Annotated in this window: 13 protein-coding genes and 1 tRNA gene; 3 read left to right on the top strand and 11 right to left on the bottom strand. The window is 34.8% G+C overall.

Annotated elements, in window-relative coordinates:
* Window positions 1-132 precede the first annotated feature (132 nt).
* The 7 genes from G6O70_RS04835 to wecB form a co-directional block, all read right to left on the bottom strand.
* Window positions 133-1,320 (bottom strand): ABC transporter permease, encoded by a 1,188-nt coding sequence (locus tag G6O70_RS04835; RefSeq protein ID WP_057868598.1) that lies wholly within the window; start codon window positions 1,318-1,320, stop codon window positions 133-135.
* On the bottom strand, window positions 1,310-2,002 hold the full coding sequence (locus G6O70_RS04830) for an ABC transporter ATP-binding protein (RefSeq protein WP_057868599.1): 693 nt from the start codon (window positions 2,000-2,002) through the stop codon (window positions 1,310-1,312). Before G6O70_RS04830 ends, G6O70_RS04835 begins: the two co-directional genes overlap by 11 nt.
* Window positions 1,999-3,051: an efflux RND transporter periplasmic adaptor subunit gene (locus G6O70_RS04825; protein WP_057868600.1), complete on the bottom strand. Its 1,053-nt coding sequence runs from the start codon at window positions 3,049-3,051 to the stop codon at window positions 1,999-2,001. The genes G6O70_RS04830 and G6O70_RS04825 overlap by 4 nt, the downstream gene beginning before the upstream one ends.
* Window positions 3,052-3,218: 167 nt before the next feature.
* A complete protein-coding gene (locus G6O70_RS04820; RefSeq protein WP_057868601.1) occupies window positions 3,219-3,866 on the bottom strand; it encodes an alpha/beta hydrolase in 648 nt (215 codons plus the stop codon).
* A gap of 87 nt (window positions 3,867-3,953) precedes the next feature.
* Window positions 3,954-5,090: an ArgE/DapE family deacylase gene (locus G6O70_RS04815; protein WP_057868602.1), complete on the bottom strand. Its 1,137-nt coding sequence runs from the start codon at window positions 5,088-5,090 to the stop codon at window positions 3,954-3,956.
* A gap of 68 nt (window positions 5,091-5,158) precedes the next feature.
* On the bottom strand, window positions 5,159-5,554 hold the full coding sequence (locus G6O70_RS04810; RefSeq protein ID WP_057868603.1) for a hypothetical protein: 396 nt from the start codon (window positions 5,552-5,554) through the stop codon (window positions 5,159-5,161).
* A gap of 30 nt (window positions 5,555-5,584) precedes the next feature.
* Window positions 5,585-6,724, bottom strand: coding sequence for a non-hydrolyzing UDP-N-acetylglucosamine 2-epimerase (gene wecB / locus G6O70_RS04805; RefSeq protein WP_057868604.1), 1,140 nt, complete (start codon window positions 6,722-6,724; stop codon window positions 5,585-5,587).
* 195 nt (window positions 6,725-6,919) lie between these two features.
* On the opposite strand from wecB, the gene G6O70_RS04800 reads away from it, so the two are divergent.
* Complete coding sequence (locus G6O70_RS04800; protein ID WP_057868605.1) at window positions 6,920-8,158, top strand: aminopeptidase; 1,239 nt, start codon at window positions 6,920-6,922, stop codon at window positions 8,156-8,158.
* A 191-nt stretch (window positions 8,159-8,349) separates the two neighbouring features.
* Here G6O70_RS04800 and G6O70_RS04795 read toward each other — a convergent pair whose 3' ends face one another.
* From G6O70_RS04795 to G6O70_RS04780, 4 genes are all read right to left on the bottom strand, one after another.
* Window positions 8,350-8,820: a nucleoside 2-deoxyribosyltransferase gene (locus G6O70_RS04795; RefSeq protein ID WP_057868606.1), complete on the bottom strand. Its 471-nt coding sequence runs from the start codon at window positions 8,818-8,820 to the stop codon at window positions 8,350-8,352.
* A gap of 324 nt (window positions 8,821-9,144) precedes the next feature.
* Window positions 9,145-9,218, bottom strand: a tRNA-Arg gene (locus tag G6O70_RS04790).
* A 145-nt stretch (window positions 9,219-9,363) separates the two neighbouring features.
* Window positions 9,364-10,635, bottom strand: coding sequence for a DEAD/DEAH box helicase (locus G6O70_RS04785; RefSeq protein ID WP_057868607.1), 1,272 nt, complete (start codon window positions 10,633-10,635; stop codon window positions 9,364-9,366).
* A 68-nt stretch (window positions 10,636-10,703) separates the two neighbouring features.
* A complete protein-coding gene (locus G6O70_RS04780) occupies window positions 10,704-11,711 on the bottom strand; it encodes a Gfo/Idh/MocA family protein (RefSeq protein ID WP_057868608.1) in 1,008 nt (335 codons plus the stop codon).
* Between the two features lie 279 nt (window positions 11,712-11,990).
* Between G6O70_RS04780 and G6O70_RS04775 the strand changes: the two genes are divergently transcribed.
* Both G6O70_RS04775 and G6O70_RS04770 read left to right on the top strand, forming a co-directional pair.
* Window positions 11,991-12,347: a DUF4828 domain-containing protein gene (locus tag G6O70_RS04775; RefSeq protein ID WP_057868609.1), complete on the top strand. Its 357-nt coding sequence runs from the start codon at window positions 11,991-11,993 to the stop codon at window positions 12,345-12,347.
* Window positions 12,348-12,447: 100 nt separating this feature from the next.
* On the top strand, window positions 12,448-12,963 hold the full coding sequence (locus G6O70_RS04770) for a methylated-DNA--[protein]-cysteine S-methyltransferase (RefSeq protein ID WP_057868610.1): 516 nt from the start codon (window positions 12,448-12,450) through the stop codon (window positions 12,961-12,963).
* Window positions 12,964-13,141 lie beyond the last annotated feature (178 nt).

Genomic DNA, 13,141 nt, shown 5'->3' with positions numbered 1-13,141 from the left:
GTGGATATGATGCCATACAAAACATAATCTATCCCCAAAAAAAAGAAGCTAGATTAGAATTTTAATCTGCTCCTTTATTTTTGATAGAATACTCATTAAAGTAATTAATTTGTGAACTATTATTTCCAGGCCCTAACGCAAAATATCAATTAAGTTTCTCTTAGCTGCTTGTGTTGCAGGTAACATTCCAAAAATTATTCCTACTGCTGTTGACACTCCAAAAGCCAGCAAAAAATTCCCAAAGGTGACAATCGCATGGATATGATACGGAATCAACAAAGAAATGAGCGATGATAACATCCAACCAATCATAAAGCCTGTAATTCCTCCACCGACAGTCAACATTATGGATTCAAGCAAAAATTGCCATAAAATATTCTTCTGTGTTGCCCCAACGGCTAATCTGATTCCAATTTCTTGTGTTCTTTCTGAAACAGAGATATACATCATATTCATAACCCCAATCCCAGCAATGAATAATGAAATTCCTGCAATAGCACTAATAAAGTAAGTTAAAACATCCATTACAGTCGAGATTGATTTTAATATTGCTCCTTCATCAAAATAAGAATAGCTGCCCACATGACGATTTTCACCATGTTTCTTAAGATATTTAACAACTTTCTTAGTAACACTGGATGCACCATAGCCTTTTGAAACTGTTAATTTTAATGTATTGGCTCCACTCAACTTTACACCCGCGTAATAGGTCTTATTTGAGAGAAGAAAATCTGCGCTATACTTATTATAGCTTGATGATTTAAACACTCCTTTAACCCGATAAGACACACCGTTGATATTAACAGCTGTTCCAATCGCATTACCGGCATACTTGTAGACCTTCTTTGCGTACTGTTGGCTCAGCAAGATAACATGCTGATTAAGGTCAAGATCTGCTTGCGAAAGATTTTTACCATATCTTAACTTATCTGCTGGCATAGGTTTTTTCAGGAGTGTTAAACTTCCAGCCATGCTAGCATTACCGACGTTAGCATCACTTACAGAAATATTACTGGTATCTTTTTTGAAATCTGCTTGTGCCAATTGACGGGGAAAGTGCTGCTTAATTTGTTTAATATCTGCCGTCGTAAAACCTGTATCAGAATTTTCTTTCCCATTAAAGGTAATTTCGGTAGTTTGTTCACCTGAACTACTAGTCTTAAACTCCGAAATCATTTTTTGTTTAACTCCATTTCCCAATGCAATAATAGTTATCACAGAGGCAATTCCAATAACAATTCCAATCATTGTCAAAAAACTGCGTCTCTTATTAGCCAGCAAGGATTTAAAAGCTACTTTGAGTAAATCACTATACTTCATTATTATCTGCCCCCGTATCAGAAGTCAAACGTCCATCAAGAATGGTCAATAACCGATCCATCTGCTGACCAACAGTTGGATCATGAGTCACAATAATAATGGTTGTGTTATTAACCACATTCAGTTCCTTGAACAAATTCATTATTTCTTCGGATGTTTTGCTATCTAGTGCACCTGTTGGTTCATCAGCTATCAGGAATGTTGGATTACCAATAATTGCGCGTGCAATCGAAACACGTTGCTGCTGCCCACCAGAAAGCTGTGCTGGTATACTTTTTTCATAGCCAGCAAGTCCGACCTTTTCAAGTACCTCAGTAATCTTGCGTGTTATTTCTTTTTTCTTGACCCCTGCATATATTAATGGCAGTGCAACATTTTCAGCAACGGTTAGATTTTTGATTAACTTAAAATTTTGAAAAACAAAACCAACATTTTTATTACGTAAGCCAGTCAGTTTTTTATTACTATAATTACTAACCTTCTCTCCCTTAAAAATATAATTGCCTTGATATTCACGATCTAAGAAGCCGATAATATTAATTAAAGTCGATTTACCAGAACCTGACTGCCCCATGATACCAACAAACTCTCCCTGTTCAATATCAAGTGAGATATCATGGAGAATATGAACTTGCTGACTACCTTGTTTATAGTATTTATTAATATTATTCAGCGATATCATTGTGGCCACTTCTCCCCCTCTTTGAGCTTACTATCAGGATTAGTCACAACTTTTTCACCCGCGTCTAAACCAGAAGTCACTACAAAACTACCATCTTTGGTAGTTCCAACGACTTTCTTAACACTAACTTTTTTATTCTTAATTACGAAGACTTTGCCATTAAACAGACTTGATTTTGGAATAACAATTCCATTCTGTGGGATACTTATTTTAATTGTTTGACCATCAATAAAATTTGATCCCTCAATTGTTGCGTAAACATCATATTTTGAACCGGCAGAACTATTAGTACTTACTGGGTGAAGTGATACAAGTGAAATTACAGCCTTTTGACTGTTGTTTGTTGCAACTGCCTTAACTGTAATACTATCTCCCACTTTTACTTTACTATAATCATATTCGGAAACCTGTGCCGTTGCCTGCATCACAGTTGATGAGACAGTTACTTTTGCACTTCCATTATTATCATAGTTTACAGTTACATTACCCGCAAAGGGCGCCGTTATACTAGGAGAAACTTTGCCACTGAGTTGATTAATTTTTGTTTGTGTACTAGAAATACTATCATTAAGATCATCCAAGTCATTGGTTGCACTTGTGACTGCATCCTGTGCATCGCTATACCCATCATCATCTTTTTGTATTTTACTCAAAGTTATTTTTGCCGTCTGAAGTTTCTGAGTTGCTTGATTCTTATCACGTTGATCTTTAGCTAACGTTGTTTTAAGTTCAGTTAATTCAGTTGCGTTCGCTTCATTATAGGTAGTGTATAACACTTGCCCTTGTGTAACTTGTTGTCCGTCATTTACTTTCATTTCAGACAGTTCTTTGCTAGTAACCGTGAAATCACGTTCCTGCTTTGGACTGATATGTCCGCTCAATGTCAACGCTGTCACCTGCTGTGCCTTTTGCGTTATGTATTCTGTAGTCTGCGTACCTTTAACAGTATTATGTATTTGACTTTTAATCGTTAAAAATACCCCACTAACAATAATTATTACTAGAAGAGCAACTGCAACAACAATTGCAATAATTTTACCTTTTTTCATATATTACACCCCTATCAAATTCTACTCACCCTAATGATACCATGAGAATAGCTTAATAAAAAAGTTTCCTAAAATTTAATATCTAGTAATTACAAAATAAAAAGGCCGTGCCAAAAGTTAATTTTGACCCCGCCGTGCTAATTATTTCATATAAACGTGTTCTAGTTCTATTTTGCAAAGTAAACTTCATTAACCCAATCATTTATATCCTGTGGAGTATTACAGTTTACGGTATGTCCACTAGGGTATTCATGATATTCAACACTACTTGCGTATTGTCTAAAGAAAGTCGCAATTTCACGTCCAATTTTTGGTTTAAACAATGTATCCTTTTGTCCCTGAGAAATAAATATTTTCGTACTTATCTTTCTTCCTACAAGGTTTTTATCAGCCTCTTCAATATAGAATGCAGGTAATCTTGCACTAAGTATCACCACTACATCTAACCAATTTGGATAAAAAATACTTAATCCCGTATTAATTATTGCCCCTTGGCTAAAGCCTAGGCTGAATAACGGATTATTTTGTAATTTTTTTTGTTTCAAAATTTCCTGAACCTGATCATGAATGTTTTTTACAACATTGCCAATGACGTCTATCTCCGCTTTTTTCCCAAATTCAGGAGTAAAGTATGCATATCCACCCCTATAATTCAGATCACCTTGTAAATGCAACTCAATCACATTTTTTCCAAAAACCGAAACCAATGGTCTTAAATCAAGATAAGATGCTCCCATCCCATGCAGTGTCATAACAACTGGTGTTACTTTAGTTACTTCGGCTTTAGGATATATTATCTCATATTTATATTTCATACTAACATACCCCACTTTTGCGAATTAGATACTGATCATAACTAGAATTATAATTTTTGACGATTGATACTTGAATAAAGATTATATTTATTCAAAAAAGAGTCTGGCTATTTTTTTGTATGTTTCAATTGTATTCATATAACTTGTAATACTAGTCATTTCATCTGTCTGATGTGCTATTTTCCAAGTATCAGGTCCTAGCACAACAACCGGAAGTTTTGAATATTTCTTTACATAAACACTTGCATCTGTCGCACCATTAATAATTCCTAGTGATGCTTTGGAGCCAAAATTTTCGCTTGCAGCTTTAACCACTTGCTTCACAAAAATACTCTCCGCTGGTGTACTCATAGGGAAGAAATCATGAACTATTTCAAGTTCCAACCTTAATTTATGTTCTTCATTTAATTCTTTAATCACTTTAGTAAGTATTTCTTTAACCTTTTGGTTACCCAGTACCATGGTTGGCCGAATATTACCATATAATTCCGCATAATCGGGAACTATATTGACCTGGCTTCCCCCTTTAATTGTAGTAATGCTATGCTTAAACTCTCCCAAAACAGGATCAAGCGGGGTATTTGCAAAAATTCTTTGTTCAGCATTAATAAAATAATTTAATCCAGTAATTGCATTGATCCCTCTTTCGGGAATTGAACTATGAACGGCTTTGCCAAAGCTTTTAATTCGGTAATTTAATGATCCTGAGTGTGCATGAACAACCCGTCCGGCAGTAGGTTCTCCAACAACCATTGCTGAGACCTCATCCAACACATTGCTTTCAACTAGCCGATATGCTCCCTTTGCACCAAACTCTTCACCCGCGGTTGCTATTAGTTTTATTTTGCCAGGAATTCTTTCCTTTTCATTTAATTCAATCAGTGCGATTACCGCTGCAGCTAAGCCGCTCTTCATATCAGCCGCACCTCGCCCATAAATATTATCACCAACTACTTCAGCTTCAAAAGGATTATGTTCCCATTGTTTTTCATCGCCAATTGCTACTGTATCTTGATGACCTTCAAAACAGAGTACTGGCCCCTTTCCTTCACCAATCTCCGCAACAAAATTTGCACTATTTTCATCAAAATAGTCTGGCTGCACTTTGATATTTTGGTTTTCAAATATTTTTACCAAATAATCTGTTATTTTTGCCTCATTACCGTTCACTGACTTGATTTTTATCAGATCACGCAATATTTTAATTTTTTCGTCTTTATTCATATCCATTCTCCTCAGTTTGTATAAAAAAATTAGTGCGCACTTTTCCAATAGAAAAGCAGCACTAATTTTTATTCTTTTTTACTGAAATTCTTAAAATCTAAAATTTTGTCTTTAACTAAAATTGCTTTTTTCACTGAAGCTGGATTATGCGCAATCTGATATTTAAGCTTATCAAGTGTATCAATTACTTTACGCAATTCATTAACTTCTTGCGAAACATCTTCCTCAATCTCACTAACGGCCTGTAGGTTAACAAGATTTTTTACCATTGATTGATATCTAATGATGGCAAAAATAATATTAAAATTCGAAGAAATGGTTCTTGGATTCTCTAAATCTGGACTTTTTTCAAGAAGAGAATATATCTCTGGATAATAACGCAAAGCCACTGTGTACACCGGAAAATAACGATGAAATACTTGTTCTTCATTCTTAAATCCGAAGCGATCAACCTTTTCTACCATAATATCTCCCCCTACAGATCCAACTGTTGCTTAAAAGTCAGCTGGTCGTGTAATCTCTTCCCCAAAGTAATAGCTAATTGCCTTCAAAATTCGTTCACTTGCATGACCATCACCATAAGGATTTTTCGCCTTTGCCATTTCTTGATAAATTTTCTCGTTATTCAACAATAAATCCATATTTTTTTCAACTTCAGCTTGACTTGTTCCAACTAACCTTAATGTCCCAGCTTCAACACCCTCTGGTCTTTCAGTTGTATCTCGCAAAACTAGTACCGGTTTTTGCAGTGCTGGAGCCTCTTCTTGAACACCACCTGAATCAGTCATTATATAATAGCTTTTTGCACAAAGATTATGAAAATCCACGACATTCAATGGTTCAATTAAATGTATTCTTGCAGTGTTTCCAAGAATACGTTTAGCAATTTCTCTAACCTTCGGATTCAAATGCATTGGATAAACTATCTCAACATCTTGATTTTGTTCAATAATCTTATGCACAGCCTTAAAAACCTGTTCCATTGGTTTCCCCAGATTTTCTCTGCGATGCATTGTTAATAATATTAGTTTGTTTTTTTCGTCTATGTCATCCAACACTTGGTGCTGATAATTATTTGTCACAGTCTCTTTAAGTGCATCAATCGCCGTATTACCAGTTATAAATATTTGCTTGTCTTTATGATTTTCCATAAGCAGATTATTTTTACTTTGATTAGTAGGAGCAAAATACAAATCACTTAAAACATCAGTCATCTGCCGGTTCATTTCTTCTGGGTAAGGAGAATACTTATCCCAAGTTCGTAAACCTGCTTCCACATGTCCTAATGGGATTTGCCGATAAAAAGTTGCTATTCCTGCAGCAAAAGTCGTTGTTGTATCTCCGTGCACCAAAACTATATCCGGCTTCTCCTTCTCTAATACCCCATCCAAGAGTTTCAAAACATTAGCAGTAATATCTCCTAATGTTTGATTTTTCTTCATAATGTCAAGATCATAATCTGGAACAATATTAAAAATTGCCATTACTTGATCCAACATTTCACGATGTTGAGCCGTCACTACAGTTATGGCGTCAAATTGCTTTTCTTGCTTTTTCAATTCTAATATCACAGGTGCCATCTTAATAGCCTCAGGTCTAGTTCCAAAAACCGTCATTACTCTTAATTTTTTCAAAAAATATCCACCTCATATTATCTTATCGATGCCTTAATTGTACTACAAACAAAAGCTTACTGATACAATAATTCAAGTAGTTTAGCTTAACTTAATAGGAACTATCAGTATTTTTTCTTATAATGAGTAACTCTAGACAAACGTTATTACAAAGATATGATATCATAAGCTAATTCAATTAAAAGGAGCATGCAAATGACAATAAAAAACTTTAAAAACAATCTTCAAAAATATGCAGAATTAATTATTAAAGTTGGTGTAAATATACAAATCAATCAAATTGCTGTTTTGTATATTTCAGTTAATCAACAAGAATTTGCCCACTTACTTGTCAAAGAAGCATACAAAGCTGGTGCAAGTGAAGTCATAGTCAAATGGAACGATACTTTTATTCAACGTGAATTCTTAGAGAACACAACTGATAACCGATTAACCAATATCCCGAACTATCTTGGTGCTGAAGCAGATTACATCGTTGATAACAAAGCTGCTCGAATTTCAGTAATTTCAGAAGATCCAAGTGCATATGCGGGCGTTAACTCCAACAAAATTGCGGCATATCAAAAGGCAATGGGAGAAAAATTGCAAAGGGTTAGACAAGCAACACAAAATAATGATTTAAGTTGGACAGTTGTTGCAGCAGCTGATACTGCATGGGCAAAAGCGGTATTCCCTAATCTTTCAGATACCGCTGCAACTGAACGCTTATGGGAAGAAATCTTTAAAACAACTCGGATAAACCAAAAAGATCCCGTTAAAGCTTGGCAACAACATGACTATAATCTTCATAACAAAGCAGCTTGGTTAAATGAACAACAATTCACTGCCTTGCACTACCTTTCTCCTATAACAGATTTAACAATTGGTTTACCAAAAAATCATCACTGGGAAGGTGCCAGCAGCCTTAATACGCAAGGAATTTCGTTTATGGCGAATATGCCTTCTGAAGAAGTCTTTAGTGCTGCTGATACAACTCGAATCAATGGCTATGTATCCTCAACAAAGCCTCTCAGTTATGGTGGTAAAATAATTGAAAAAATTAAACTAATATTCAAAGATGGTCAGGTTATCAATGCTGAAGCTGCACATGGCTTAGATTCATTGCAGCACTTGCTAGAAACTGATGAAGGTGCTCGTTCCCTAGGTGAAGTTGCATTAGTTCCAGATGCTTCCCCGATCTCACAATCAGGAATAACCTTTTTTAATACGCTTTTTGATGAAAATGCAAGCAACCATTTGGCTCTTGGATCAGCCTATCCGTTTTCAGTAATTGGTGGTACCAAGATGTCAACCACAGAGCTAAAAGAAGCACATCTCAATATTAGCCAAACTCATGTTGATTTCATGGTTGGCTCACCTGATATGAATATTGATGGTATTCGATCAGATGGTACCCGTGTTCCTGTATTTAGAAATGGTAATTGGGCTGAATAATCTCAATATCTCTTTTCTGGGTTTTACACACAAAAATATATAATTAAAAAACAAATTTTACTATAATATAAATTAATCCTAAAAAAAGCCCTACAATTATTAAACTTTTTTGTCTAACAATTGTAGGGTTTTTTATTTTTTATTGCTAATAGAATTTATTTTTTAGTTACATTTTCCATTACTTAATACATTCAATAAACTGCACCCTCATAATAATTAAATGATGGTTTTGTAAAATCATATTTTTTTAGATCACTTAACTTGATAAAAATATCGGCCGCACCAAATGACATAAGATTAATTGGTTTACCCCACTCTTCATCTGGGATTGCAACTACAATAAATTTATTGATAGCCTTCGCATATCCTAATTCAACCCCACAACCAATATCTTCTTGGAGTGGGAGATATGTAAATAATGCTACATCTGAACTTTTTATTCCCACTATGTCGCCGTTGAATGTTGCTATCGCCCATTCTTTATCATGAAGATATTCAGGATGTTCATCTACACGAATATTTTTATATTGATGCTCTAATGGAACATATGAATGCTCCAAATCAACACTTATATTAATTTTCAAAGATTCCATTGCTATTTTATAGGACTTTTTTTGTGCAGGAGTAAACCAACCAGCTCCAAAGTATACTGTTTTTGTCATTACTTACTCTCCTTTATGAAACTTATGCTTTTTTCAAAACTATTCCAACTTACCAAAATTAATTGCACTTGTATAGTCCTTAAATTAAATGTATTAAAAAAATAGTAATTAGTGTAAAAAAATAGAAGTGCTGAGAATATCAACACCTCATAACAATTGACTTGAGTTATGGAACATATTTACACGAAATAATTGGCGAGGCTGGGACGAAATTTAACTTTTGACACAGCTCTATTAAATGATATTTATTAATTTTCCTTAACCTTTTAAGTAACCTAAAACTATCATTAATTCATTATTTCCATTTTAAACTCTTTATAAAAATGCGCTTGATCGGAATCGAACCGATGACCTACCGCTTAGGAGGCGGTTGCTCTATCCTGCTGAGCTACAAGCGCATACCAATATAGGCAAAATACCAACTATATAAGTATATGAAGATCCTCCCTTAAAGTCAATAGTCGACTATACTAGTAACTATGCACTAACAATTAGTTGAGGATAACCTCTTTTAGTTAGCACACACTAACATTATCACTACTCTTATAAATCTTCTTTCTTACGTCTTTTTCCTTTATTCAATTGATCCCTCTTTCTTTTTTTATGTCTTTTTTTCTCTGTTACAACAGGTGCTGCTATTTTTTTCTTCTTACGGGGCACAGTCTCAACTTGTGATTTAGCCGGTTGACCTTCTTTCACATCTTCTGGTAATTCTTCTATCCGCAACAAACTTCCACGATAAACAGCTCCAAAGTGCAATTCATATTTTTCAGATTGCACTAATTGACGAAAATTCCGCAAATCATGTTCATTACCCAGATTGATTACAGTTCCACTTGCACCCATTCTACCTGTTCGCCCAACACGGTGAATGTAAGTATTGCTATCTTTCGGTAAATCATAATTAATAACTGCAGGAAGTTCTTCAATGTCAAGCCCACGGGCTGCAACATCTGTCGTTAACAAGAGACTAATCTCTCCTTTACGTAGTTGGCGTAAAGCTTTTTCACGTTCTACCTGGCGCTGTTGTCCTTCCAACACTGCCACTTTAACACCCAAGTAGTTGAGTTTATCTGCCGCATTTTCAATTTCGGTAACTTTTTTGAAGAATACGAGAGCACTGAATCCTTCAAGGTTTGAAAGTTTACGCAAAGTATCAATTCGTTTCCTAACAGGTGTTTCTACCAAGAAATGTTCTACTTTTCCTTGAGTTTGATCATCTGCTCTAACATCAAAAACTTCAACCTCAGTTCCAAACCATTGATGTAATTTATCAAACATATCCGACTTAGTGGCCGAGAAAAAGGCAAGTTGAATAATTCCAGGAGCATGACTCAATAATGAACGACATGCAACTAAAGTTTGTTCGGTTAATAAGTCATCTGCTTCGTCAAAAACAAACGCCTTAGCATTATGCAGCTTCAACTTCTTACTTTCAGTTAATTCAAGCATTCTACCTGGTGTTCCAATTACAATTTCAGGTGACTTCTTCAACTTCTCAATTTGCCGCTTTACATTCGCACCGCCAATTAATGAAAGGACTTTTAAGTCTACTAGTTTAGCCCATTGTCGTGCCACTTCGGTAATTTGTGCAGCTAATTCCTGCGATGGTGCAACTATTACCAACTGGACTCCTTGTGCCTTATCAATTCTTTCAAAAAGAGGTAATAAATAGGCCAAGGTTTTACCGGATCCTGTTGGTGCAAGTCCTAACACACTTTTTCCTTCTTTTAACGGTTCATACACCTGTTCTTGAATCAGTGTTTGTTTCGTAAATCCGTGTTCTTTAAAATTATTTTCAAATATTGAATTCATTTTATCCTCTTCTCAGACTCTGGTAAAAGCTGTATTTTTTTAGTAATTGCATATTTCAACTTTTCCCTCTATCTAAATTCTTTGTCTGCCCTAAAAACAATTTTTTCACTTAATCTTAGGTCATATATCACTCGATTAACTTGTACACTAACGGCTAACCAATCTTCCATTTTTTGCTTATTATCCAGTGATAACGGCTTCTGTAAAATACTTGTAAAAGCCGCAACCTCAGCTGTCATCGGATTCACAGCACTTTTTTGTGTCAAATTTTGTTTTTCAGATCCATTAATTAGTTGAATATCGGTAAGATCTGCTGCGTTATCCATGACAAGCGTTTCTTTAAGACCGTAAACCTCACTGGGCAAATACGAATTGGCAGTCTTACCTACATTCAAAGTCACAGTAAAATCTTGATAATTCAACAATGCAACTCCTTTGCCATCAATTCCATTGCGCAATTTGGTTGCTTTGTAGCTTACACTGTTGGGAATTCCAAACCAACTAACAGCATCATATATAAGGTAAACTCCTAGGTCTTGTAATGCACCACCTGAAAAATTCAGTGAAAAAACATTCGGTTCATTGCCTGTAAGAAAATCGTCATATTTTGAGGAATACTTCATATAAGTTAGTGTGGCACCTTGGATAACATCCATTTGTTTAATTGTTTCTTTGATCTTTAAAAAATTAGGCTCATGAAAATGTCTTGCTGCTTCAAAGTAATAAACATTATTATATCTACGTAACAACCTTTGTAAGACTTTCATCTCAGAAGGATTTGAACAAGCTGGCTTCTCAACAATCACATGTTTTCCTGCTAAAATCGCCTGTCTACTTTGCTCAAAATGTAAGCTATTGGGAGATGCAATATAAACAACATCAAAATCTCCTTCGGAAAAAAATTGGTGTAGATCTCGATATCCCCTAACATTTTTTGAAAACTCATGTCCAAATTGTTCTGCCTTTTCAAGAGAACGTGAAAAGACACTCGTCAGTTTCCAAGAACCATTTTCTTGTGTCGCTTCAATGAACTGTTTTGTAATCCCTCCTGTACCGATAACACCTAACTTCAGCATGAATACTCCTCCTTTATGAATCGCTTTCTTAAGGCTATTGTAGCAAAAAAAGCAGATAGAGTATATCCAAGTATTAATAGTTAGCCATTTTATACCAAAAGAATCTTTACTATAATTCAATTGTTATCAAAATCTTTCATATAATACAGTCTTATTTCAAAAAGAATATAATGTTGTTAAAATCTGTTTAAATACTACTCTATTTAGCACTTAAATGTTATATTATATCTTGAATCAATCAAAACTATTTTTAGATTAATGAGAGGAGCGCAATTATCAATGAGTCACAAACACTATGCTACTTCAGGATTCGACCTGCGCAGCCGTTTCAACCCTCTCACTTTATTTAAAAAGAAATCAGCCACAAATTATTTGACTAATTTCTATGTGGGAAAATGGTCATTTACTGACGATCTCAGTGGAAAATGCCACATACTTGAGGTTAGTTCCACCCTGAACATACTCATTGATGGTCGTAAACTGCCTGGAAAAATAATAAAATTAAATGACAAGGAATTAACTTTTCTTGACAAATATGGTTTTCAGTTACGCCTTGATGCTACCGAGAAACACCCTGTAAGTTTATTTGATGAAGCTGATAACCATGTCTACCCAATCATAAAAGTTGATGATTAGTTATAATTTTTAATTCCTAAACATTAGGACACAACGCTGTTTCTACAATCTAGAATAACTGCGTTGCCCTAATATTTTTTTCTCAGGAGGGCTTAAATTCATGAAATTATTCGTTAATTACATAGATACCCCCATTGGTAAAATGATCAGCATTAGTGATGATCGTTACCTCTATTTATTGCAATTCACCGATTCAAAAAAACTTTCATTGAGGATTCAGCAAGTTCGTGCATTGTATAAAGCTGACTTGGTTGAAAAAAGTACCGGCACCTTTCTCACCTTAAAAAAGCAGCTTACTGCTTACTTTCAAAAAGAAATAACGACCTTTTCTATCCCTTTATTTCTTAATGGTACTCCCTTTCAAAAACAGGTCTGGGATATCTTACAAACCACTCATTCCGGTGAATTACTTACTTACAAAAAAATTGCAGAACTGCTTGGTAGTTCTGGTAAATCTCAGGCGGTTGGGAATGCCAATGGCGCAAATAAAATTGCAATCATCATTCCTTGTCATCGTGTAATAAATGCTAATGGTTCACTTGGTGGCTACGCTGGTGGAGTGGAACGAAAAAGATTTCTTCTTGGACTTGAGAGTAATAATATCACTCTGTTTTAAAAATTAGATTGGTAAATTTTGAGTATGCTAAAGAAAATAGAAAATCTTAGCTTATGAAACACGTTTACATTTATTCATAAATAGATAGCGAAATGGGCCAGGATTTAACCTTTGGTCCAATCTTTGTCTCTTATCACAATAATCTTATAGTTGTATTTATCTTTACCATTTTGTTAGT

This window comes from Liquorilactobacillus hordei DSM 19519 (genome assembly GCF_019443985.1).
Taxonomy (GTDB): domain Bacteria; phylum Bacillota; class Bacilli; order Lactobacillales; family Lactobacillaceae; genus Liquorilactobacillus; species Liquorilactobacillus hordei.
This window is presented reverse-complemented; position numbering and strand designations above follow the sequence as displayed.